26 protein-coding genes are annotated in these 22,668 nt (G+C 33.4%); 17 read left to right on the forward strand and 9 right to left on the reverse strand.

The annotated features are described in order from the left end of the window. Positions 1–147 precede the first annotated feature (147 nt). From nfsA to ACODS7_RS05740, 3 genes are all read left to right on the forward strand, one after another. Positions 148–882, forward strand: coding sequence for an oxygen-insensitive NADPH nitroreductase (gene nfsA / locus ACODS7_RS05730; RefSeq protein ID WP_016082200.1), 735 nt, complete (start codon positions 148–150; stop codon positions 880–882). Between the two features lie 221 nt (positions 883–1,103). Further along, entirely contained in the window at positions 1,104–1,643 is a 540-nt protein-coding gene (locus tag ACODS7_RS05735) for a sigma-70 family RNA polymerase sigma factor (RefSeq protein WP_098629002.1), read from the forward strand. Between the two features lies 1 nt (position 1,644). Then, on the forward strand, positions 1,645–2,256 hold the full coding sequence (locus ACODS7_RS05740) for a flagellar motor switch protein FliG (RefSeq protein ID WP_000361356.1): 612 nt from the start codon (positions 1,645–1,647) through the stop codon (positions 2,254–2,256). Positions 2,257–2,335: 79 nt separating this feature from the next. Here ACODS7_RS05740 and ACODS7_RS05745 read toward each other — a convergent pair whose 3' ends face one another. The 6 genes from ACODS7_RS05745 to ACODS7_RS05770 form a co-directional block, all read right to left on the reverse strand. Then, a complete protein-coding gene (locus ACODS7_RS05745) occupies positions 2,336–3,052 on the reverse strand; it encodes a sulfite exporter TauE/SafE family protein (RefSeq protein WP_243168295.1) in 717 nt (238 codons plus the stop codon). 106 nt (positions 3,053–3,158) lie between these two features. Next, positions 3,159–4,379 (reverse strand): MFS transporter, encoded by a 1,221-nt coding sequence (locus ACODS7_RS05750; protein ID WP_000791674.1) that lies wholly within the window; start codon positions 4,377–4,379, stop codon positions 3,159–3,161. A gap of 19 nt (positions 4,380–4,398) precedes the next feature. After that, positions 4,399–4,848, reverse strand: coding sequence for an ArsR/SmtB family transcription factor (locus tag ACODS7_RS05755; protein WP_000459090.1), 450 nt, complete (start codon positions 4,846–4,848; stop codon positions 4,399–4,401). A gap of 128 nt (positions 4,849–4,976) precedes the next feature. Further along, positions 4,977–6,191, reverse strand: coding sequence for an MFS transporter (locus ACODS7_RS05760; protein ID WP_098629000.1), 1,215 nt, complete (start codon positions 6,189–6,191; stop codon positions 4,977–4,979). A 7-nt stretch (positions 6,192–6,198) separates the two neighbouring features. Beyond that, positions 6,199–6,666 (reverse strand): VOC family protein, encoded by a 468-nt coding sequence (locus ACODS7_RS05765; protein ID WP_016082195.1) that lies wholly within the window; start codon positions 6,664–6,666, stop codon positions 6,199–6,201. A 166-nt stretch (positions 6,667–6,832) separates the two neighbouring features. Further along, positions 6,833–6,952, reverse strand: a complete 120-nt coding sequence (locus tag ACODS7_RS05770; protein ID WP_000120179.1) for a YjcZ family sporulation protein — start codon at positions 6,950–6,952, stop codon at positions 6,833–6,835. A 233-nt stretch (positions 6,953–7,185) separates the two neighbouring features. Between ACODS7_RS05770 and ACODS7_RS05775 the strand changes: the two genes are divergently transcribed. Beyond that, positions 7,186–7,404 carry an aspartyl-phosphate phosphatase Spo0E family protein gene (locus ACODS7_RS05775; protein WP_243168296.1) on the forward strand — a complete coding sequence of 73 codons (219 nt, stop codon included), beginning with the start codon at positions 7,186–7,188 and terminating at the stop codon, positions 7,402–7,404. Positions 7,405–7,456: 52 nt separating this feature from the next. After that, positions 7,457–7,645: an RNA chaperone Hfq gene (gene hfq, locus ACODS7_RS05780; RefSeq protein ID WP_016082193.1), complete on the forward strand. Its 189-nt coding sequence runs from the start codon at positions 7,457–7,459 to the stop codon at positions 7,643–7,645. A gap of 27 nt (positions 7,646–7,672) precedes the next feature. Here the strand turns inward: hfq and ACODS7_RS05785 are convergent, their stop codons facing one another. Further along, positions 7,673–8,275, reverse strand: a complete 603-nt coding sequence (locus ACODS7_RS05785) for an HD domain-containing protein (protein ID WP_016082192.1) — start codon at positions 8,273–8,275, stop codon at positions 7,673–7,675. Positions 8,276–8,447: 172 nt separating this feature from the next. Here ACODS7_RS05785 and ACODS7_RS05790 point away from each other — a divergent pair, with 172 nt between their 5' ends. The 7 genes from ACODS7_RS05790 (at position 8,448) to ACODS7_RS05820 (ending at position 16,621) form a co-directional block, all read left to right on the forward strand. Continuing rightward, the gene (locus ACODS7_RS05790; RefSeq protein WP_243168297.1) at positions 8,448–9,281 is read left to right on the forward strand and encodes a MotA/TolQ/ExbB proton channel family protein; all 834 of its coding nucleotides are present in this window, start codon (positions 8,448–8,450) and stop codon (positions 9,279–9,281) included. Positions 9,282–9,300: 19 nt separating this feature from the next. Further along, a complete protein-coding gene (locus ACODS7_RS05795) occupies positions 9,301–9,978 on the forward strand; it encodes an OmpA family protein (RefSeq protein ID WP_016082190.1) in 678 nt (225 codons plus the stop codon). Positions 9,979–10,128: 150 nt separating this feature from the next. Beyond that, the gene (locus ACODS7_RS05800; protein ID WP_000940568.1) at positions 10,129–10,497 is read left to right on the forward strand and encodes a response regulator; all 369 of its coding nucleotides are present in this window, start codon (positions 10,129–10,131) and stop codon (positions 10,495–10,497) included. Between the two features lie 129 nt (positions 10,498–10,626). Beyond that, positions 10,627–12,645, forward strand: coding sequence for a chemotaxis protein CheA (locus ACODS7_RS05805; protein ID WP_243168298.1), 2,019 nt, complete (start codon positions 10,627–10,629; stop codon positions 12,643–12,645). Between the two features lie 173 nt (positions 12,646–12,818). Further along, a complete protein-coding gene (locus ACODS7_RS05810) occupies positions 12,819–14,456 on the forward strand; it encodes a flagellar motor switch protein (protein ID WP_243168299.1) in 1,638 nt (545 codons plus the stop codon). A gap of 29 nt (positions 14,457–14,485) precedes the next feature. Continuing rightward, positions 14,486–15,877, forward strand: a complete 1,392-nt coding sequence (locus ACODS7_RS05815) for a transglycosylase (RefSeq protein WP_243168300.1) — start codon at positions 14,486–14,488, stop codon at positions 15,875–15,877. A gap of 27 nt (positions 15,878–15,904) precedes the next feature. Further along, a complete protein-coding gene (locus tag ACODS7_RS05820; RefSeq protein WP_016082186.1) occupies positions 15,905–16,621 on the forward strand; it encodes a hypothetical protein in 717 nt (238 codons plus the stop codon). A gap of 31 nt (positions 16,622–16,652) precedes the next feature. Here the strand turns inward: ACODS7_RS05820 and cheR are convergent, their stop codons facing one another. Together cheR and ACODS7_RS05830 are read right to left on the reverse strand one after the other, a co-directional pair. Continuing rightward, positions 16,653–17,435, reverse strand: coding sequence for a protein-glutamate O-methyltransferase CheR (cheR, locus tag ACODS7_RS05825; RefSeq protein WP_000582875.1), 783 nt, complete (start codon positions 17,433–17,435; stop codon positions 16,653–16,655). 39 nt (positions 17,436–17,474) lie between these two features. After that, positions 17,475–17,972 carry a flagellar motor switch protein FliG gene (locus tag ACODS7_RS05830; protein ID WP_001020110.1) on the reverse strand — a complete coding sequence of 166 codons (498 nt, stop codon included), beginning with the start codon at positions 17,970–17,972 and terminating at the stop codon, positions 17,475–17,477. 143 nt (positions 17,973–18,115) lie between these two features. On the opposite strand from ACODS7_RS05830, the gene ACODS7_RS05835 reads away from it, so the two are divergent. From ACODS7_RS05835 to ACODS7_RS05855, 5 genes are read left to right on the forward strand one after another with little or no spacing between them, the layout of a single operon-like run. Beyond that, positions 18,116–18,580: a YaaR family protein gene (locus ACODS7_RS05835; RefSeq protein ID WP_000946323.1), complete on the forward strand. Its 465-nt coding sequence runs from the start codon at positions 18,116–18,118 to the stop codon at positions 18,578–18,580. 15 nt (positions 18,581–18,595) lie between these two features. Next, a complete protein-coding gene (locus ACODS7_RS05840) occupies positions 18,596–19,048 on the forward strand; it encodes a hypothetical protein (protein ID WP_016082185.1) in 453 nt (150 codons plus the stop codon). A 17-nt stretch (positions 19,049–19,065) separates the two neighbouring features. Next, positions 19,066–20,364 (forward strand): flagellar hook-associated protein FlgK, encoded by a 1,299-nt coding sequence (gene flgK, locus ACODS7_RS05845; protein WP_098628999.1) that lies wholly within the window; start codon positions 19,066–19,068, stop codon positions 20,362–20,364. Positions 20,365–20,405: 41 nt separating this feature from the next. After that, complete coding sequence (locus ACODS7_RS05850; RefSeq protein ID WP_098628998.1) at positions 20,406–21,269, forward strand: flagellar hook-associated protein 3; 864 nt, start codon at positions 20,406–20,408, stop codon at positions 21,267–21,269. Positions 21,270–21,288: 19 nt separating this feature from the next. Continuing rightward, the gene (locus ACODS7_RS05855) at positions 21,289–22,668 is read left to right on the forward strand and encodes a flagellar hook-associated protein 2 (protein WP_098628997.1); all 1,380 of its coding nucleotides are present in this window, start codon (positions 21,289–21,291) and stop codon (positions 22,666–22,668) included.

Genomic DNA, 22,668 nt, shown 5'->3' on the forward strand with positions numbered 1-22,668 from the left:
AGAAAAACTGCACCTCCAATTGTTAGACTGTGTCTAACAATTGGGGTGCAGTTCAAAAAAAGAATTGCTCTTTTTGTGCTTATAAGTTGTGAATATTAAAAAAGATGTGTTAATTTTTCATTATGAAGAGAAAAAGGAGTGATTTTCATGAATGAGATAATACATAAGATAGAGCAACACGTTTCAGTTCGTAAATATAAAGAAGAAGCAATTCCGAAAGATGTAGTAGAAAAGATGGTGCACGCTGCGCAACATGCGGCTTCATCACATTTTGTACAGGCGTATTCTGTTATATATGTAACAGATCAAGACCTAAAGGCTAAACTAGCAGAGCTATCCGGAAATCGCCATGTGAAAGACTGCGCAGCATTTTTTGTTTGTTGTGCAGATTTAAAACGACTTGAAATGGCATGTGAAAAACATGGTACAGAAATAAAGCATGAAGGAGTGGAAGACTTTATCGTTGCGACGGTAGATGCTTCACTTTTTGCGCAAAACTTAGCGTTAGCAGCAGAGTCATTAGGATACGGAATTTGCTATATTGGTGGAATTCGTAATAATCCGAGAGAAGTGAGCGAATTGCTTCATTTACCGGATAAAGTATACCCTGTATTCGGAATGACAGTCGGTGTACCAGATGAAGAACATGGAGTTAAACCACGTTTACCAGTAGCAGCAGTTCTTCATGAAAATGGATATGATGAAAAGAAATATGATGAATTATTAAATGAATATGATGAAACGATGAACTCGTATTACAAAGAAAGATCATCAAACAAGAAAAGCGTAACATGGACGGAATCAATGAGTTCGTTTATGTCTAAAGAAAAAAGAATGCATATGAAAGAGTTTTTAAGTGAAAAAGGATTAAATAAGAAGTGAGTAAAGAGGCAAACCTGTGATGCGGGTTTGCCTTTTTTTGAAGGAGAAATACCTAAGGCCAGAAAGTTGTCTATTCTTTCTGATCTTAGGTATTTTGTTTGTTATCATATACATAGAAATAAAAATTAATAATTTTTTACAAAAGTGATAGAAAATGAGAATAAAATGCCAATAGTAAGTAAAAGCAGCTGCTAAAGGGGAACTGAGGAAGGAAGAGGCTTATGATTTTCAATTCTGAAGAGGATTTAATTATAGCTATGAAAAAACATGATCAAGATGCTTTGAAAGAAGTGATTGATCAATATGGAAAATTAATTTTGTACATTATTCATAAATCATTAAGTACCCCTATTGAAAAACAATATGTGGATGATTGTTATAACGATGTATTTACTGTCATTTGGTTTAATATCGATCAATTTGATACAGAAAAGAGAAACTTAAAATCTTGGATGATTGGTATTACTAAATTGAAGGCATTGGAATATAAAAAGAAAGTATATAAAGAGAATAAAATCGATAAAGACGTAGAAATAGATACAAGTGTCCATGATAGGTATGAAATAGAACAAGAAGAAGAGATTATGGAAATAGTTCAAGATTTAAATAAGAAAGATCGATATATTTTTTTAAAGAGGTATATTGATGGATATTCCATTGACGATATTGCGAAAGAATTAAAAGTAACGGCGGATTATATATACAATCGAATTTCTCGTGGGAAGAAAAAACTTCAAAAACTGTGGAAAGGGAGTGTGTAATATGGATAAAAGATTATTATCGATGTTAAATGAGCTCCAATATTCAGAGGAAGAAATTACACGTTTAGAGAAAGAAGCAAATGAGTCTATCAATATAGATAAGTATTATGTGAAAAACGGGGAGTTATTGAAGAAATTAACGGTGCAAATGTTGGAAGAATCAGTTCGGAAAGAGTTGCAAGAAGGAGAGGAAATACAATGCGAAATATTAGTGGAAGAAGGAAGTCTTGTAAATTCTAAAGTTATACCTAATATATTAACCACAGGTGCTACATTTTATTATTACATTGTTTTAACTAATACAAGGTTACAAATTATAGCGTTAGATTGTTATTTTAAAAAGTTAAATGAATACAGTGTATTAGTAAACTCAATTCAAGCAGTTTCGCAACATAAAAAAATGAAAAATGTATATGGAATTAAAATAAATAACAATTATATACAATTAGGAAGTAAGGAGTATAATCAAGAATTAACAGTTTTAATTGGAAAGCTAAAACAATGTGGAGTGAAAGAAGAGAGATATAAAGATTTCGAAAAAAGTTGGATGATTTTTTTCAATGTGTTTGTAATAGCGATAGCTGGGCTTCTAGTTTTAAAATATTTAATGTGAAAATAAAAAGCGGCATAATAGCCGCTTTTTATCGTTTGGTTAGTATTTTATGTATGATTTTGTATTTTGAAAAACTTACTTATAATAAATGCAAACTTTCAATAAGAAGATACATACCCGTGCAACTTAAAAGGATGTACGTAAATATTTTGAAAATCCGTTGATTAAGCCATTTGAAAATAATTTGCCCTATATACAAACCTAGAAATACAATTGGAATAGCGTAAAAACTTGATTCCCAAATTGTTTTGTTTGTGCCAGTAAAGAGTATTTGAGTTAGTAGGCTAATGAAATATATAAATAGATAAAAAGCTAAAGTAGTTGCTCTCAATTTCTCTTTTTTCGTATCAGTTCCTGTAAAGTAGAGTAACAGGGGTGGTCCTGGCATACCGATACTTGTCGTTAAAAGACCGCCCACTAAGAAATCTCTAGATTTTGTTGATTTAATCTTAAAGTTGCATATTAGCATCAACGTTAATAGTAAAAGCAGGATGCTAATTGCTAATTTAAAAGTGTTGATGTTAATGGAAGTGAAAATGAAAATACCAAAAGGAACACCAACTATACTTCCGAAAATTAATCTTTTCAGTAGTATAAAATCAATATCCATTCTTATTTTCCAAATGAGTGATATGGAAATAATTAATGATAAAATGATATTTATTTGTATAGCTTCTTGTGGTAGAAATAACATGAGTAAGAAAGGTGTTGCCATAATAGAAAAGCCAAAACCTGTACTTGTTTGTAAAATAGAAGCTACTAATATAATACATATGAAAATGAATATAATTTCCAAAATAGCCCCCCTACATAATCAAATTTAATAAATATTTTAACATAAAGTGAAACTTTAATCAGTGGGGGGCTTACTGCACGGCAAATAGCCGCTTTTTATGTTGCATTTAATATTCTAATGATGATCCTGTAGTTTTAAAGTATTTTTCTCGTGAAGGAGTCATTACCCGGATTGCTAATAAACAGGAAAGGAAAAGAATGAGTAACGAGCTACTTATTACAGTAAATTGAACGGAAAGAAATTGTGCGGATGCCCCAATTGCTAAAACGAAAAAGATTTGGATGAAATTTTTTATGGAATCAAACACGCTATCGATACGTCCTATCATATATATAGGGATGTTATTTTGATAAAATGTTATAAAGCCAGTACCAGCAAATGATGAAGAAATACCAAGTAAAATGAAACCACCTGCTGCGACTATAAATGAATTTGAAAAGGCGAAAATTACATAGCCTATTGCTGTGAAAATCATACCTAATCCGATACAATGTTGAATTGGTAATCGTTTGGCAAAGAGAGAGACGAGAAATGAACCGGAAACGTAAGCAGCGCCAGTTATACTAACAAGCATACTGTATTCTATATCGGTTAAAAACAGTACTTGCCTCGTAAAAACAACTTCTTGTGAATCGAGTGCCATAGAAACAAGCATAGTCGCTTGAAATAAAACGAATATGAGAATAATGTACGTTTCTGTTCGAGCGAACGAAAAAACTTGTTTCCAATCACTTCGTAATGTTTGTACGAAAGTATTTGCAACTTCTTCGTTTTGCTTTGTTTGTAATGTAATGTTTGGCAAGAAGTAAATGAGAATAGTAGAAAGTAGAAATGAAAGTGAGTTGCAGTAAATAACAAAGGCTGCTGAGTACGTGGTGAGAAGTATTCCAGCAAGAGCTGGACCGATAATAAAAGCCCCGTTTGTACATAGGCTATTCCATGCATTAAATTGAGCGCGCTCTTCAGCTCGTATGAGCATTGTTTTATAAGTAAATGAAGCTGGATCGAAAAATGATGTAGCGATGCGAGTTAAAAAGATGAACATATAAATGGCCCAAATAGAATCAAATAATGGAATACAGCCAATGAGAGCTGCTCGAATTATATCTGTGATGAGCATAATGGACCGTTTGTTTAATCGATCTACTATACTACCAGACCATATTTTTGTAACAACAGTGGCGATTGGACCAACAATCCATAATCCTGCTACAGCAGCAGGTGAGTTTGTGCTATTTAACACCATTAAGTTTAGAGCGATGAGATACATAAAATCACCTAAACGAGAAATTCCTGTTCCCGACAATAATAATAATTTATTTTTCATGAATAAATGGCCCTTTCTTTCATTGTTTTTTAATCCTGCAGGAAATAGCGTATTCCTTTTCAGAGTTTGATTGACGAGCGGTTTTGTTTTCCCAGCGTAATAAAACTTGTGTAATCTCCCAAGTAAGCTGTTGTAATTCCTCTGGAGTTAAAAATAAATGAGATACAATATGACTACCTGTATTCGTTCCTTCTGTGCCGCTTTCTTCAATATAGAAATGAGCAGCTTTTGCTTTATAATATTTTTCAATAATCCCTCGTTTTTCCTTCGTTTCTACTAATTCAAGCAACCCTCCATCATATAAAATTTGAACGTGATAATGTACGCTTCCAGCAGATTTATTTAGTTTAGTAGCAACTTGTTTTGCAGTAAGTGCTTCATCTTTTAAAAGGTGAAGAATTTGAATGCGAGTTGCATTGGAAATGAGCTTTTGCTGCTCAGCTGAAATAGTAAGTCTATCGTCAAACATTATGGCACCCCTTTTCTTATAATCTAAATTTATTGTATATTCTAAAAAAATAGAACGTAAGGAAAATAAATCGTCTTTTTCCTCTGTATTTCGACATAAATAAAAATAGCATGTTTATAAACATGCTATTAAGTAGAAGGAGATTCTTCATTAAATTCCCCGCGATAAAACAAGAACAGCCATATAAAACTTACAAAAATACAACATATAGCTAATAAACTGCCAATCATTTGAGGAGAAAGAATTTCTAAAAGCCCTCCTGTAAAAAACATCGATAACTGAATAAGAGATCCGTAAATGGAATAATGGAATGAAAAAACTTTACCCATCATATTTTCGTGTGTGTAAGTTTGAAGTAATGTCGTATCAAGTGGAACGATGATTCCTCCTGCTATGCGCATACAGAATAAAGTAATGATACCGATAATAAGTTGATCGGATAGAATGAATCCGAGAAAGAAAATTCCTTGTAATAAGTAGGCCCAACCGAATACTTTTTTCATTTTTTCTTTATTATGAGACATATAAAGATTAACGAGGAGGCTTCCAATCATAAGCCCAGTGCCTTGAACTGTATATAAAATTCCAATGTTAGTGTGGAAAATTCTCTCGGCATAGATCGTTAGAAGTAGTTGATAAGCGCCTCCAATAATGCCCCATGAAATGCCGACAAGAATTAATGTTAAAATGATTTTTGATTGTAATATGTATGTATAACCATCTTTTATATCAGTGAAAAATGCTTTTTTCTTGTTACAAGTATTATGAGCAGGGATACTCATAGTATAAATAAAATAAGCTGAAATAAAGTATGATAGGCTATTTACTAAAAAAGTGAACTCAATATGTAAAGATTGTGCAAGTATCCCGCCCAAAGAAGCACCTATAATAGACATAAAACCAGTAATTGTACTAGAAAGAGAGTTAGCAGTTACGAAATGGTTTTGGTGTACGATATTTTTTAAGGTTGCTTGTTTAGCCGGCTCAAATAAACAAGAAAGTACAGATAAACATATATTAGCAATGAAAATAATCTCAATTTTATAGCCTGCGAGTAAGTATGTAAGGACTAGAATTCCCCGTGTAATATCGGTGAAAAACATAATATTTTTTTTAGAAAAACGATCTACAACTCCGCCAATGAAAGGACTAAGAAGAAGCGCTGGTAACCCTTTACTTATAAAAGTAAGTGCGATCATAAACGGCGATTCCGTTATGCTGTAGACAAATGTTAATAAAGCTACCGTATGAAACCAATCCCCAAGTACACTGAATGTTTGCCCATAAAATAGTTTATTGAAGTTTTTATTTGTTTTAAGAAGTGTGGAATAAGAAACTGACATAAATAGATTAATCCTTATGTAATGATGATGCTTGAACTTGTTTTTTCCATTCGCTTAAATACACTTTTTCCTCTGTAGGAAGTCCAACAGGTAATTGTGCGATCAACTCTAAACTATTTCCATCAGGATCGTTAAAGTATACGGAGGCGTGTGCCAATTCTGGAAAAACAATCGGTTCAATTGGCTCCATCCCAAAGTCTTTTCGTGCTGAAATTCCTTTTTGATTTAGCCAATATATCGCATTTTCTAAATCATGTAAGCTAACTTGAAAGGCGATATGTCGTAAAGAGGGGTGATAATGAACTTTGTATTCTGACCCTTCCCAAAGGCCGAGCCAACTTTTATTTTCTGTAATCCAAAAGAAAGCAATATTGTCTCCTCTTTTATATAATGTTAGGCCTAGTGATTCGTAAAAAGGAATAGATACTTTTAAGCTATGGACAGGTAAATGGGCTTCGTAAAGACCTTTAATCATTGTAATCCTCCTTAGTAAAATGTTTCTTATTCCATATTAAACGATATTTTGTTAGTTGAAATCGCAAATAAGAGGGATATAAATTCATACGAAAGTATGAAAAAAACAGCTCAAATATGAGCTGTTTTTCTATAGTTTTTAGTTCATTTGTCAAGGATAGGATATATTAATATCCGTATCCGCCGCCACCCCAACAGCTACATCCGATGATGATTAGAAGGATGAATAGTACGATAAGCAAAGCAAATCCACCGCCGAAACCAGCGCAACTTCCACCATAACTCATATGTTTTCCTCCTTTTTAGTAAGTTAATCTATATGGTTCATGGACTACTATATACAGTATGTTTTTTGTATAGAAAACGAGCCAGTCTCATTTATAATTAGACAAATGCCTGTAGATTCATTAGGATTGTATGTTAGTGATTTGTAAATAAATCTTTACATGATTCGTAATTTAGGCATAGAAAAATAAAAAATTGTAAAAAAAACCATTTTTTTATTTTTTTATGAGAGAATATGTACTATAATTTTACAAGTAATATTATGGGAAAAGGGAGTTTTAGTATAGAGATGGAGATGGGACAATTACAAAATAAAATAGAAAACAAAAAGAAAGAGTTAATTCAACTTGTTGCGAGACACGAATTGGATCATGATAAAGTTTTGTTATTTAGCCGAGATTTAGATATACTAATTAATAAGTTTATGAATGTAAAAGACAAAGTGCATAAATAAAAAATTTATAGTTTTTTATATTAAGATGTTTCGCGAAAGGAGAGGACAGTAATTGGAACATTTACAGGAAGAATTGTATAAACAAATAAAAGAAGAAAAAGGTACAGTTACAATTTTCTTAAAGAGTGGCGTTAGAATAGTAGGAGAAGTTGTTGGAGTAGATAAATTTACAGTTTTAATTTTAGTGGATGGAAAACAACAGCTTATTTATAAGCAGGCTGTATCAACAATAATGAAATAAGACACTCGTGTTGAGTGTCTTATTTCATTATTGCTTGCATGCCTCAACATCAATGCCGGCAGCGATTAACTTCTTTTCTCCATTTTGTTCAATAATTTTTTGTAATTTAGATAGGAAAGAATCAAAGTTTGTATGCTTTGCTACTTGGAATGTCATTTTATGTTCAATTGGTAGCCACGTATCAATATCAGCTTCGTTATGCTGGATTTTCACCTCAAGTTTATCGAGTGCATTAGCAACTTTTGCTTCGTACGTTTCTTTCGCTTCAAACTCCATCCATAAGTCATATAATTCTTCGCCGAGAGAACCTGTTAATGTTTGTTTAATATTTAAAATAGCTTCTAGTTCATTTTTTTGTTTTTGTAGTTGTAATTCGTGACTATTCATTGTATCAAAAGCAGGGATATCACCAGCTTCGGCTTCGACTAGGTCGTGAATAATAACCATCTTAAGTAATTTCTCAATATTTACTTTTTGATCCAAATAAGGTTCAACTAAAATGGCCATTAGAGACATACGCCATGTATGCTCGGCAACACTTTCTTGACGTCCGTTGGAAAGCCAGCTGTGTCGCATTTCATATTTTAGTTTTTCTGCTAATGCAATGACTTGTAAAATGTTGTGTTCCATCGTGAGCCTCCTCATGTTTTTATACCATAATTCTAATATAGAAATGAAATGTGTCAATTTCATGAGTATATTGCGATAAACAGATGATAAGCGTATAATACATGTTATATGTGAAAACGTATTATTAAAATAAAAAAATGTTATATGAAAATGGAAAGGAAAGGGCAGAAATATGGGAGAAAAAAATCAAGTATTAGCTAGACCACAAAGAAGAAAAAGGAAGTTTGATATTTCTAGCCCAGTGGGCATCATAGTAGGTTTCATCATAGTGATAGCGGCGATTATGCTTGGTGGCGGTGGAATAAAAGCTTTCAAAAACTTTTTAGATATTTCATCTATTTTAATTGTCATAGGGGGAACGACAGCGACAATTGTTGTGGCATATCGATTTGGAGAAATAAAAAAATATACGAAAAGTATTTTCACTGTTTTACATAGAAGAGAAGAAGATTTAGAACAGTTAACGGATTTGTTTGTTGATTTTTCGAAAAAGTCTAAAAAGAATGGCTTGCTTTCTTTAGAGGTTGATGGAGAGCAAGTAGACAATCCTTTTATTCAAAAAGGAATTCGATTAATGTTAAGCGGTTACGATGAAGATGAATTAAGAGAAGTGTTATTGAGAGATATTGAAACGGAAGTGTATGAGTTAAGAAAAGGAGCAGCATTATTAGATAAAATTGGTGATTTTGCTCCAGCTTGGGGAATGATTGGTACGTTAATCGGTCTTATCATTATGCTCCAAAACTTACAAGATACATCGCAAATTGGTACAGGGATGGCAGTTGCGATGTTAACGACATTATATGGGTCTGTACTTGCGAATATGATTGCAATCCCTCTTTCGGAAAAAGTATATCGTGGTATTGAAGATTTATATACAGAGAAGAAGTTTGTAATAGAAGCAATTTCAGAATTGTATCGTGGACAAATCCCTTCTAAATTAAAGTTGAAACTGGATACATACGTATACGAAACAAAGGTAACAAAGGTAAAAGGAGCAGCCTAATATTTCAAGGAGTGGTATGATGAGTAAAGGACCGCAAAAGGGATCGCCTCGTTGGATGACGACTTTTACAGATTTAACGATGTTATTATTAACTTTCTTTGTATTACTAGTTGCTACATCAAAGCAAGATGCAGTAAAATTGTCAAAGATGCTTGAAAAGTTTAGTGATACGGGGCAAGTAGATGCAAAAGTAATGGAAAATACAATACCAGATATTTCACATGAAAAAAATGATGAAAAAATGATCTCAAAAAAGAGAATGGACGAATTATATAAGAAGTTAAAATCGTATGTAGATAATAACGGTATTAGCCAAGTGAATGTATATCGAGAGGATACAGGGGTAAGCGTCGTTATAGTAGATAATTTAATATTTGATACAGGCGATGCGAACGTTAAGCCTGAAGCGAAAGGGATAATAAGTCAATTAGTTGGATTTTTTCAATCCGTACCTAACCCAATTGTTGTAGAGGGACATACAGATAGTAGACCTATTCATAACGAGAAATTCCCTTCTAATTGGGAGTTATCTTCAGCACGAGCGGCAAATATGATTCACCATTTAATTGAAGTGTATAATGTGGATGATAAAAGGCTAGCTGCGGTAGGATATGCAGACACAAAGCCAGTTGTACCAAATGATTCACCGCAAAACTGGGAAAAAAACCGTCGCGTTGTTATTTATATAAAAGAGTAGTATATTATTATTTTAATAATAAAATAATAAAAATACGAAAATTCTTTTAAAAAAATATTAAATTTTATCATTTTATTTTGTATAATGAGTGAGAATGATAAGGTGAAATATTAAGATATATTTATACATAGAAGGAGAGAATTAAAAAGAATGGCACATAAAATTTTAGTAGTAGACGATGCGATGTTTATGCGAACGATGATTAAAAACTTATTAAAAAGTAATGCTGAATTTGAAGTTATCGGCGAAGCAGAGAATGGGGTAGAAGCAATTCAAAAGTATAAAGAACTTCAACCTGATATTGTAACATTAGATATTACTATGCCAGAAATGGACGGGCTTGAAGCATTAAAAGAAATTATTAAAATTGATTCAAGTGCAAAGGTTGTTATTTGTTCTGCAATGGGACAACAAGGTATGGTATTAGATGCAATTAAGGGCGGGGCAAAAGACTTTATTGTAAAGCCATTCCAAGCGGATCGTGTAATTGAAGCTTTAACAAAAGTAGCAAATAGTTAATATAGAAGGGGTGCCACAAGGAATCAAAACAGTGATAGCGGATCGACGTGTGGCCCCCTTTTTTCTCATTATAAAACACTAAATTGTTATACATAAATGAAATGTTTGTTAGACAGGTAGGGGATAAAAATGCAAACAGATCTATTAAATATATTTTTCGAAGAGTCAGAAGAACATTTACAGTCGCTAAATGAAAATGTGCTAGTGTTAGAGCAAAATCCTGCTGATATGGATGTTGTAGGAGAAATATTCCGCTCCGCTCATACATTCAAAGGTATGTCTGCGAGTATGGAATTTACAGAGATGGCTGATTTAACGCATAAGATGGAAAATGTGTTAGATGAAATTCGTCATGGAAATATAGTTGTAAATGCGGATATTATTGATGTGATTTTTGAGTGCATTGATAATTTGGAGAAGATGGTTGCAGATGTGCAACAAGGTGGAATGGGCAATATTGATGTAGTCTCAACTAAACAGAAATTAGAAGCATTATTGAACGGCAATGTAGAAACTCCTACGGAACATATAGAGCAAAATCATATAGACAACGATGATGCAGTTTCGCATGAAGTGCATATAACAGTTGAACAGCAAGCAATTTTAAAAGCAGTACGTGCCATTATGTGTATTGAAGCATTGCAGAATGTAGGGAATATACAAAAAACAGCTCCGAGTATTGAAGAAATTGAAGCAGATGCTTTCGGATTTGAATTTACAGTATTTATGGATACTGATTGTAGTATAGAAGAATTGAAACAAGTAGTACTTCATGTTTCTGAAATTGAGAAAGTGGAAGTAAAGCAAGGAGAACCTATATCGAGGGAAGTAGCTTCTAAAAAATTCGTTACACAAGAAGTTGTGCAAGTAGAAGGAACGCTACAACCAGCTGTGGCTACGCAGGTAGAATCACCGATAGTGGCAACGAATCAACCTAAAAGTGCTATGCCAGCTAAAAGTACTACAAAAACGAAAAATGCTAAAGTGGAGAATCGTTCAATTCGTGTTCAATTAGAGAAAATCGAAAGATTAATGAATATGTTTGAAGAAAGTGTAATTGAACGTGGGCGCATTGATGAATTGGCTCAAACGATTCAAAACAAGGAGTTAATTGAACATTTAAATCGATTAGGCGATATTTCAAAAGATATTCAAAACGTACTATTAAATATGCGTATGGTACCGATTGAAACTGTGTTCAATCGTTTCCCACGTATGGTACGTATGTTAGCGAAAGATTTAGGGAAAAAAATCGATTTACAAATTACAGGTGAAGATACTGAAGTAGATAAAATTGTTATTGATGAAATTGGTGATCCGCTCGTTCATTTAATTCGAAATGCAATCGATCACGGTGTTGAAACTGTTGAAAAACGACGTGATGCAGGTAAAAATGAGACAGGTACTATTAAATTAGAAGCCTTTCATAGTGGAAATCATGTCGTTATTCAAATTACGGATGATGGAAACGGTATTAATAAAGGGAAAGTATTAGAAAAAGCGATTAAAAATGGCGTTGTAACTGAAGCAGATGCGAATAGATTAACAGATCGTGAAGTGTTTGATCTTATTTTCCAACCAGGATTTAGTACAGCTGAAGTTGTATCAGATCTTTCTGGACGCGGTGTCGGATTAGATGTTGTAAAACATACGATTCATAGTTTAGGTGGACATTTAATTATTGATTCTGAGGAAGGAAAGGGAAGTACATTTAGAATTGAACTTCCGTTAACGTTGTCTATTATTCAATCTATGCTTGTTCAAACGAATGATAAGCGTTATGCTTTACCTCTTGGAAATATCGTTGAAGCAATTCGAATTAAGAGGGAAGACATCCAATCCTTACAAGGAAAAGATGTGTTAAATTATCGTAATCAAATTATTGAAGTAAAACATTTAAGTACTGTATTTGGTGAAAAAACAGTAGATGAGGCGTTTGCGTCATATGATGGTCAAATGGTTCCTGTGTTAATTGTTCGTAATACACATCGCAGCTATGGACTTATTGTAAACACAATTATCGGTCAAAGAGAAATAGTCTTAAAGTCATTAGGTGACTTCTTTGCAGAGAGTTCTAACTATTTCTCTGGTGCGACGATTCTCGGTGATGGACGAGTGGTCCTCATTTTAAACCCAGAAGGTTTATAATAGGAATGAAGGAAAGCTCCCCACTTGTATACAATTGGGGAGCTTTTTGGCTAATCGTTACTAATCTAATAATGGGAATACATACATATTAACGTTTTATATAATAAGTTTGCTAAAATCAAATGAGAGTTTATATTATTTGATAGAAAAACAGAAATGAGGAGGCAGGGAAAATGCCTGAGCAACACACAAAAGGGGATACGAGCACGATTGTGCTAGAAAAAGAAAATGAGCATTTAACGCCTCAAGAATGCGATATTCTTGGCGAAATTGCAAATATATCATTTGGTTCAGCTTCGACTGTATTATCAACGATTCTAAATAGGCAAGTAAGCATTACTGCTCCTCGCATAGAGTTGGTAGATTTATATGATTCAAGAGATGTCGAAGTTCCACATGTTGTATTAAACATTCATTTTACAAAAGGATTAGATATGGAAAACCTTCTTGTCCTTAAGCAAGATGTTGCATTGTCCATCGCTGATTTAATGATGATGGGAACAGGTGAAGTGGAGGACGGAAAAGAACTTGGTGAATTAGAGCTAAGTGCTGTACAAGAAGCGATGAATCAAATGATGGGATTCGCAGCTACATCTATGTCGGAATTCTTCCAAGATACAGTAGATATGTCTCCGCCGACGATTAATGTTGTAAAGTTATCAGAAGAAATGGAGAAAATCTCTGAAATCGATGGGAATCATACGATTGTTAAAGTGTCGTTTGATTTAAAGATAGATAATCTTGTAAACTCTAAACTTGTACAAATTGTTTCAGTTGAGCATGCGAAACAAATGGTAAATAAATTAATGCAATTATCTGGTGGAGTAGAAGAAAAAGACGAGACAGCAGAAGTAGTGGAAGCTGAGATTGTAGAAGAAGTTGAAAAAGAGCATTTAACACAAGAAGAGAAAGATGTGCTTGGTGAAATTGCAAATATTTCAATTGGTTCCGCTTCAACAGTATTGTCAACGCTTTTAAATCAGCCAGTTACAATTAGTACACCAAATGTGGAAGCAATCAATGTTCGTCATTATGATGGAGTACCAGTGCCATTTGTTATTTTAAATGTTGACTTTGTTGAAGGGCTAAAGAATGAGAATGTATTCGTATTTACGAAAGATGTCGCCTTAACAATGGTAGATTTAATGATGATGGGAACAGGTGAAGTTGATCCGGAAAAAGAGCTTACTGAATTAGAACTGAGCGGTATTAAAGAAATAATGAACCAAATGATGGGTCACGCTGCTACGGCGATGTCAGAAATGTTCCAAGAAAAAATGGACATGACGCCGCCAAATGTTAAATTTGTAACGTTAAAAGAAGAAATGGAGTATTTGGGAGAGTCAATGGAAGTGGACGAACTCGTTCAAATTACGTTCAATCTTGAAATTGGTGATCTGCTTCAATCGAAAATGTATCAAATTTTGCCAATTTCTGAAGCGAAAGAAATGGTAAGGCGACTTCTGTATCCAATGGTGGAAGAAGAAGAGATTGCCACAGAAGAAATTGAAGAAGAAAAAATTGTAGAACCAGTTGTGCAACCTATTGAATTTAAAGAAGTAAAACAAATGGAACCAGTATATATGGACACGTCCATTCTACAAAATGTAGAAATGAACGTGAAATTTGTATTTGGAAGTACAGTGAAAACGATTCAAGATATATTAAGTTTACAAGAAAATAAAGCAGTTGTACTAGATGAGGATATTGATGAACCAATTCGTATTTATGTAAATGATGTATTAGTGGCGTATGGTGAACTTGTAAATGTAGATGGATTTTTCGGAGTAAAAGTGACGAAATCACTATAAGGCATTGAAATAGGAGTTTGAACTAGTAGATGAAAAACGTAAAGTTTTTTCTAATGAGTTGGCTATGCATACATGTGTGCTTGTTCTTCCCCTTGCAAAGTCAGGCTGAGGAACAAATTGAGCCAGATCAAAAAATAAATGAAGTGAATGTACAAGAAGAAAATAAGGAATCTCAAGAACCGCCAGAGCAAGTGGAAACGAAACAAGATGAAGAGAAACAAAAAGAAGAGAAACAAAAAGAAGCAGAACAACAAGAAGTAGCAAATAAACAATTGAGTGAAAGAAAGATAGAAACAGAACAGGGAATTATTACAGTAAATAAGCTGGAGCTTAAAGTTGGCGAAGAGGTGCGAATTGCTGTAGAACCGAATGGGAAAAACATTCAAAGTATGAAAGGTATATTGCAGTTACAAAAAAATGGCGAGCAATATGCGCAAGAAAGAATGTTATCTTTTGAGTATGATGAAGAAACGAAGAGCTGGGTTGCTAACTATAAAGCAGGGGATTTTGATTTGCAAGGTGATTGGAATCTTCAGCTCGTTCAAAGTTACAAAGAGAATGAGAAAGAAGAGCTCATAAAAAATGAAGTGAAAGTCCCGCTCATTCGTATTAAAAATGAAACGCCAACTATAGATAAAGAATTGCCAAAGTTACAGAAAGTTACTATTGATGAAGTAAAAGAGAACTTAGTTGAACGAAAACAGGGAGATTCTATACATATACGAGTAAAAGCGTCAGATATAGAATCGGTTGTAAAAGAAGTGCGCGTTACATTAAAAGGGGAAGAAAATAAAGAGCTTTCCTTTTTATTAGACTACAACAAGCATGATATGGATTGGCAAAAAGTATTTGAAATAACAGAAGCATTGCCGGCTGGGCCATACGAATTACTTGTAGAGATAATAGATGCAGCAGGTAATAAACTTGTTGAGGAAAGTGAATATACCATTTCTGTTTTGGTGCCAAAAAACGAAGATGATAAAAAGATAGAAGAGAAAGAAAAAGAAGAAAAATTAGATAATAAACTAGAAAATGAATTAGAAGATAAGAAAGAAAATGAGAAACAAGAAGATTCGAAAGTCAAAAACCCGCTTCCAGAAGAAAATTTACCAGTCGTTCAAATTCCGAAGCAAGATGAGATAGTAAATAAGTTTATAAAAGAACCGTTGAAAGAGAAAGAGGAATTTACTTACGTTATAAAAGAGCCGTTCGAAGACAACAAGGAAGTACATAAGGCGAAGGACCAAAAAGAGAAAAATAACAAACAAGTTGCCTCTAAAAAGAAAGAACAAAAAGAAGAACCGAAAGACAAGAAAGAAGAAAAAGGTGAACAGGGAGTGCAAGCTTCTGATGTGTTTACTATCATGTCAGGTTTATTCGTACTGTTTTTAGTTTTAAAGAGTAATAAAGAATGGGGCTAATTATTTCATAGTAGTGGAGGCGCTTAAATGGAGATTAAACGTACGACAATTGAAGATAAGGCGTTACAACCATTAAAACAGCCTGCAGCTATTTCGGAGCATGAAATCCAGAAAGAACGAAAGCGTAGCAATTTAGTGTTTACTGGACAGTCTAAAATTATTTCGAAAAATAATGAAATAGGTATTTTACTTGCAAGTTTAAGTGATGGAAAGATTATGAAGGAAATGCTTTCTAAAGAGATGGATACAGTGTTACAACTTTTTAAAAAGTTACATACGTTATCCGGAGAAGGTAAGCAAACAGAAAAAATATTTGAACAAGTAATTAGAAGCCTACAAGGGCTTGTTAAGCAGGCGCATATAAAAGAACTTCCTTTGTTAGATGGAACATATGATTTCGCTGAAGTACAACTATCATTTGGTAGAAAAGTACATATTCCGTTACTAGATGTGAGTGCACTTATCTCTAGAGTGGAAAGTGATTCTTCAGAAGGAAATATAAATTTGATGGTAACGGTTATTACTGCTTATATAACGAAACTGTCTAACGAAACAATTTTAATTAGCGTTACAGACCGTATTGCTAAAGATCGGGATGTAAGTGTATGGAGAGCGCTTGCGGAAATGAACATGACACAATTGTCACAGGCGTTGAAACATACGGTGCAAGAACATAAATGGTCTATGACGTTTCTTTTTCTCTTTATATGGATTGTCGGTATTATTTTAATTCGAGTTATGTAAAAAGGTCGTCACTCCATTGTGACGACCTCTTTTATATTTTTTCGTAGAAGAATGTATCAAATCGCTGAAGATTGTAACGTTCGGGTGTTAAAATTTGTTCCGTACTACCAACAAATAGTACACCGCCTTTTCGTAAAGAACGACTAAATTTTTCATAAAGTTTTACTCTTGCTTCTTCTGTAAAATAAATCATTACGTTACGACAAATAATCAAATCATAATTTGTATCGAACGACTGCATTAAAAGGTCGTGCTGTTTGAACGTAACGTTTTGTTTAATGTTTTGATGCAATGAATATATATCATTCTCTTTTGTGAAATGACGTTCTTTCAAATCATTAGGTAATTCCTTCAGAGAACGTTCTGTATATTGACCGCGTTTTGCGGTTTCTAAAATATGAAAATCAAGATCTGTTGCTTGAATTTCAAAACGAAATGGAGCTAGATGCTTTGATAAAATTAAAGAGAGTGTGTACGGTTCTTCACCAGCAGCGCAAGCGGCACTCCATACCTTTAATTTTCCGCTATTTTGTTCGAGTAATTTTGGTAGTGCTTTCGACTCTAAAGTTTGCCAGCGTTCTTTATTTCTAAAAAACTCTGAAACGTTAATTGTAATATAGTCAATAAAATTTAAAAATAAATTTTGATCAGCGCGTAATTTGTTTAAAAAATTAGTGTAGTTTTCGAAGCCTTTTCTCGAAATGAAAGCATCGATTCTACGGCGCATTCTATCTTGTTTATAAGAAGCGATATCCATATTGAATTGTTGTTTAAAACTCGCGATAAAATGATCATAATCTTGTTCAATTATCATATTTACAATGGGCACAATAATGATATTGTGCCTCCCCCTTTACATCATACGAATTTTTTGTTCAAAGCTTTTTTTCATTTGCTTTTCATGTAATCCTGGTAAATCATAAATGACAGCATCAATACCTGCTTCTTTTGCAACATCGACAGGGATGACAGATGTATGTTTGTCCCCATTATAAAAACAGAGAACTAAATCAGTGTCTTCAATAATTTGTTTAACAAAAAACATATAATCTGATCGGTAAATGGAGTCAGAAGGATGATCGAAAGCAACATATTCGGCTCCGTGTTTTTTTAAGTAATCAACGACTTCTTGAAATTCATCTGTTATTGCTTGCAATGGTTGCAGCGTGTAAAGGCATAAATTTTGAGCGAGTCTTTCATTCTCAACGAAAAAACGAAGAACCTCATTTTCAATAGATTTATAACATAATATGTAAATTTTATGTTTGTGAGCATAGTCAGTTAAAAATTTTTTTATTTCTTCTTGATCTAATGCTGTTAATTGATTTGAACCACAAAGGAAAATATTCATAGAATTGTGCCACCTCATGCTAAATTGTAACATATCTTTTATAAAAAATAACTGCAAAATATTACTGTTCAGAGTATAATTATAAATAACTGGATTTTACGATTAAGTTTAGGAAGAAATAAAAAAATAAATAGGTGATATATATGCTACGTTCTATCTCGCATAATCCAATTTTATCGCATATACCGCCTGCTACTCAAATGCCGAAAGAAGCAAATGTCAGGACAGGACTTGCATTTTCGGATAATTTGCATGCAGATCCGAAAAAAGATAAATTACTAGAACAAATGGAAGCGTTTGTCGATAATATTGGAGAAATTAAAGAGAAAATTGAAATGGAATTAACGCTTGATAATGTAATGGAATACAAAAATACAGTAAAATCATTTTTGAATTTTTACGTTGATAATGTATTGCAGTATAAAGATGTCATGTCTCGTCACCCACGTTACGGATATTCACAGAAAATGACGATTGTGAAACAGGCAGAAATGGGATTGAATGAATTAGAAGATGTTATGAATTTAATTAATACGAAAACAGGACATTTAGAAATGTTAAATCAAATTGGAGAAATCCATGGTTTAATTGTGAATTTAGTCTTGTAAAAGGAAGGAAGCTATATGTACATACAATTATATGAAAAACTCGTTATTATTCAAAAAGCGTATGAAAATATTCAAGCGCTTGGAGAGCAAATATATGAGAATTTAAAAAGTAAAAATGTAAATGCAGTTCAAAAGTTACAAGTAGAGCAATTGCAGTACATTGATGGTTTAAAAGGGTTATCAAGCTCATTTGAAGAAATGGTTGTTCATTTCTGTAAAGAACAAGGAGTTGAATCGTTTCGTGTAAGTGCGTTATTTTCGTATTTTTCTCAAGAAGAAATTGAAAAAATGGAAGAATTACAAAAAAACGTAACTGAATTAGAAGAGAATGTAAAAATGATTCTTTTGAAAAATCAATATTACTTAAACGTACTATTAAAAACTACAGAAAGTATTGTGGATTCTGTTTCTGAATATAACTTAGAGCGAAACAATAATTCGCAAATCTTTATGAACGAACTATTGTAAAGGAGAAGTGAAGCTTTATGAGATTATCTGATTATAATACACCGCTATCAGGCATGTTAGCGGCTCAAATGGGGTTACAAACAACGAAACAAAACTTGTCTAACATTCATACACCGGGTTATGTGCGTCAAATGGTGAATTACGGATCTGTTGGAGCAAGCAATGGTCATACGCCAGAACAGAGAATTGGTTACGGTGTACAAACGCTAGGTGTTGACCGTATTACTGATGAGGTAAAGACGAAGCAGTTTAATGATCAATTATCTCAGCTCTCTTACTATAACTACATGAATTCGACTTTATCACGTGTAGAGTCTATGGTTGGAACGACAGGAAAGAATTCATTATCTAGTTTAATGGACGGTTTCTTTAATGCCTTTCGTGAAGTGGCAAAAAATCCAGAACAACCAAACTACTACGATACATTAATTTCTGAAACTGGGAAGTTCACAAGTCAAGTGAATCGTCTTGCGAAAAACTTAGATACAGTGGAAGCACAGACGGCAGAAGATATTGAAGCGCATGTTAATGAATTTAATCGTCTTGCTGCTAGTTTAGCAGAAGCGAATCATAAAATTGGACAAGCAGGTACACAAGTGCCGAATCAACTTTTAGACGAACGAGATCGCATCGTTACAGAGATGTCTAAGTATGCAAACATCGAAGTATCTTATGAATCTATGAATCCTAATATCGCGAGTGTTAGAATGAATGGTATTTTAACAGTAAATGGACAAGATACATATCCACTTCAATTAAATAAAGAAAAAGACCCAATGTCAGTTGAGATTTACGGTTCAGAAATCAATGTAACTAGCGGAGCGATAAAATCAGCGATTGACACGAAAGCGAAGATTGTTGATTATAAAAAAAATCTTGAAGACTTAATGAGTTCAGTGAAAAATCAAGTGAATACAGTGATGGGAAAAGATTTCTTCGTTGGAGATCATGCGAAAGATATGAAGTTAAATCCAGAATTTCAAAAAGATATTTCGAAAATGAAAATATCTGCTGAAACAGCAAATAAACTAGCAGCAGTTACAGAAGACGATTATAAAGAAGGTCTTTCTTATAAACAAGCATTAGACCAATTTATAGTTCGTGTTGCATCTGATAAAAGTGCAGTAAATGGTTATCAAAAAATTCATGGGGACTTATTAGAAGGCATTCAGCAAGAAAAGATGAGCATCGAAGGGGTAAATATGGAAGAGGAAATGGTAAATTTAATGGCCTTCCAAAAATACTTCGTCGCAAACTCTAAAGCTATTACTACAATGAATGAAGTGTTTGATAGTCTATTTTCGATTATTCGATAAGTGATAATAATTGATTGGAAATATATAAGGAGGAGATAGAAATGAGAGTATCTACATTTCAAAATGCAAACTGGGCAAAGAATCAGTTAATGGATTTGAATGTGCAACAACAATACCATAGAAACCAAGTAACTTCAGGGAAGAAAAATCTTCTTATGAGTGAAGATCCACTAGCAGCGAGTAAATCATTTGCGATTCAACATTCATTGGCGAATATTGAACAAATGCAGAAAGATTTAGCTGACTCAAAAAATGTATTAACACAAACTGAAAATACTTTACAAGGTATTTTTAAATCTTTAACGAGAGCAGATCAATTAACGGTACAGGCATTAAATGAGCCAAATGGTGAAAAAGAATTGAAAGCCATTGGTGCAGAGATTGATCAAATTTTAAAACAAGTTGTATATTTAGCGAATACGAAAGAGCAAGGTCGTTATATTTTCGGTGGTGATAGTGCAGAAAAGTCACCATTTGCAGAAGATGGTACGTACCAGGGCGGAAAAAATGATGTGAACTGGCAACTAAATGACGGTTATGAATTAAAGGCATTTCGTAACGGAGAAGCATTATTATCCCCGGTTATAAAAACGTTAAAACAGATGAGCGAAGCGATGCAAAAGGGTGACCAAAAAGCGTTACAACCGTTATTAGGAGAAAATAAGAAAAACTTAGATGGCATCATTAACCGTACAACTGAAGTTGGTTCAACAATGAACACAATGGAGACGTTTAAAACAATTTTAAGCGAGCAAAACTTAGCGCTTCAAGAAAACCGTAAAGAAATTGAGGATGTTGATTTAGCGGTTGCAATTTCTGACTTGGCATATATAAATGCAACGTATGAAGCGACGCTTAAAGCGGTTAGTACGATGAGTAAAACGAGCATCTTAGATTATATGTAAACAATAAGGAGTGATAAATATGGCAGGAACGATGACAGGCATTGGTGGTAGACAACAGATTTGGAATCTTGGAAATAATATGATCGATACTTCTCACTTCGTTGAATTAGAAATGAATGCGTTAGATATGAAAAAGACACCGTATACGAAAGAAAAGAACGACCTTACAAATGATAAATTATTATATACAAGTTTGAAATCAGAATTTGGCTCTTTCACACAAACTTTTAAAAACTTAGCGGCTTTTAAAGGGAATGAGAAAAAAGTAACAACATCACAAGACGGTTATATTAATGTAAAAGCTGATGGTGGTGCAATTGCAGGAACTTTTAATATGACAATTACACAGCTCGCGCAACGTCATCAAATAGCTTCTAATGAAATTAAAGATATAAATGCAAAGCTTCCTAAAGATGAAACATTAAAACTAGGCGGTAAAGAATTAAAAGTAACAACAGATATGACATATAAAGATTTAATTAATAAGATTAATGATGGAGATTATGGCGTATCAGCTTATACACTTGGAAATAAAATTTTCATGACCTCGAAAAAAGAGGGAACAGATGGACAGATTAAGTTTGAGGCGAACACATCTACGCTATTTCAAGATATTGGTTTAGCTAACGCGGATGGCAAAGCGCTCAATACAATCAATGAAGCACAAAATGCTAAATATAGTATTAATGGTATTACAGATGAAAGTTCTACTAATACAATTGAAGCTCTTCCTGGTGTGAAAATTGAGTTGTTAAAGGTAACTGAGCCGAAAGTAGAAGGAGCGCCAGATGCTGGTACAACAACAGATCCAAAAACAAAAGGTATAGACCTGAAATTTACAGTAAATGACTCAAACGTAACAGATGCATCGAATGTTATTAAAAAAATGGTAGCTGATTATAATAAAGCTGTTTCTACAGTAGATATCTTTGCTGGAAAAGGTGGAGCTTTCCAAGGTCAAGCTATTATGCAAAGTGTACGTCAAGCGATGAACAATGTCGTAACATTTTCTCAAGATGGTAATTATTTATTCACATTTGGTATTCAATTAAAGCAAGATGGAACGATGGAAGTTGATGACGAAAAGTTAACGAAAGCATTAAAAGAGAAGCCAGATGCAGCGAAGCAATTTTTCTTTAGTTCTAACGGTTTAGGAAAAATGATGGAAGAGCCACTTGATAAACTATTCGGTGATAAAGGTGTAGTCGGCGAGAGAGTAAAAAATATTGATTCACGTGTAAGTGATTTAGATAAAAAGATTAAAGATATTGAAACGCAAAACTTGCAAAAGCAAGATGAAATTGTGAAGAAGTATCAAAAGCTAGAAAGTACATTGGCGGCGCTTGATAGCCAACTAAAAACAATTAAAGCAATGACAAAACAAAAAAGTGATGATTAA

It is taken from the genome of Bacillus sp. FG16 (assembly GCF_057809515.1).

Coding starts and splice junctions, on each gene's coding strand:
- nfsA (WP_016082200.1), top strand. CDS start 148: ATGAATGAGATAATACATAAGATAGAGCAACACGTTTCAGTTCGTAAA.
- ACODS7_RS05735 (WP_098629002.1), top strand. CDS start 1,104: ATGATTTTCAATTCTGAAGAGGATTTAATTATAGCTATGAAAAAACAT.
- ACODS7_RS05740 (WP_000361356.1), top strand. CDS start 1,645: ATGGATAAAAGATTATTATCGATGTTAAATGAGCTCCAATATTCAGAG.
- ACODS7_RS05750 (WP_000791674.1), bottom strand. CDS start 4,379: ATGAAAAATAAATTATTATTATTGTCGGGAACAGGAATTTCTCGTTTA.
- ACODS7_RS05755 (WP_000459090.1), bottom strand. CDS start 4,848: ATGTTTGACGATAGACTTACTATTTCAGCTGAGCAGCAAAAGCTCATT.
- ACODS7_RS05760 (WP_098629000.1), bottom strand. CDS start 6,191: ATGTCAGTTTCTTATTCCACACTTCTTAAAACAAATAAAAACTTCAAT.
- ACODS7_RS05765 (WP_016082195.1), bottom strand. CDS start 6,666: ATGATTAAAGGTCTTTACGAAGCCCATTTACCTGTCCATAGCTTAAAA.
- ACODS7_RS05770 (WP_000120179.1), bottom strand. CDS start 6,952: ATGAGTTATGGTGGAAGTTGCGCTGGTTTCGGCGGTGGATTTGCTTTG.
- ACODS7_RS05775 (WP_243168296.1), top strand. CDS start 7,186: ATGTACTATAATTTTACAAGTAATATTATGGGAAAAGGGAGTTTTAGT.
- ACODS7_RS05785 (WP_016082192.1), bottom strand. CDS start 8,275: ATGGAACACAACATTTTACAAGTCATTGCATTAGCAGAAAAACTAAAA.
- ACODS7_RS05790 (WP_243168297.1), top strand. CDS start 8,448: ATGGGAGAAAAAAATCAAGTATTAGCTAGACCACAAAGAAGAAAAAGG.
- ACODS7_RS05795 (WP_016082190.1), top strand. CDS start 9,301: ATGAGTAAAGGACCGCAAAAGGGATCGCCTCGTTGGATGACGACTTTT.
- ACODS7_RS05800 (WP_000940568.1), top strand. CDS start 10,129: ATGGCACATAAAATTTTAGTAGTAGACGATGCGATGTTTATGCGAACG.
- ACODS7_RS05805 (WP_243168298.1), top strand. CDS start 10,627: ATGCAAACAGATCTATTAAATATATTTTTCGAAGAGTCAGAAGAACAT.
- ACODS7_RS05810 (WP_243168299.1), top strand. CDS start 12,819: ATGCCTGAGCAACACACAAAAGGGGATACGAGCACGATTGTGCTAGAA.
- ACODS7_RS05815 (WP_243168300.1), top strand. CDS start 14,486: ATGAAAAACGTAAAGTTTTTTCTAATGAGTTGGCTATGCATACATGTG.
- ACODS7_RS05820 (WP_016082186.1), top strand. CDS start 15,905: ATGGAGATTAAACGTACGACAATTGAAGATAAGGCGTTACAACCATTA.
- cheR (WP_000582875.1), bottom strand. CDS start 17,435: ATGATAATTGAACAAGATTATGATCATTTTATCGCGAGTTTTAAACAA.
- ACODS7_RS05830 (WP_001020110.1), bottom strand. CDS start 17,972: ATGAATATTTTCCTTTGTGGTTCAAATCAATTAACAGCATTAGATCAA.
- ACODS7_RS05835 (WP_000946323.1), top strand. CDS start 18,116: ATGCTACGTTCTATCTCGCATAATCCAATTTTATCGCATATACCGCCT.
- ACODS7_RS05840 (WP_016082185.1), top strand. CDS start 18,596: ATGTACATACAATTATATGAAAAACTCGTTATTATTCAAAAAGCGTAT.
- flgK (WP_098628999.1), top strand. CDS start 19,066: ATGAGATTATCTGATTATAATACACCGCTATCAGGCATGTTAGCGGCT.
- ACODS7_RS05850 (WP_098628998.1), top strand. CDS start 20,406: ATGAGAGTATCTACATTTCAAAATGCAAACTGGGCAAAGAATCAGTTA.
- ACODS7_RS05855 (WP_098628997.1), top strand. CDS start 21,289: ATGGCAGGAACGATGACAGGCATTGGTGGTAGACAACAGATTTGGAAT.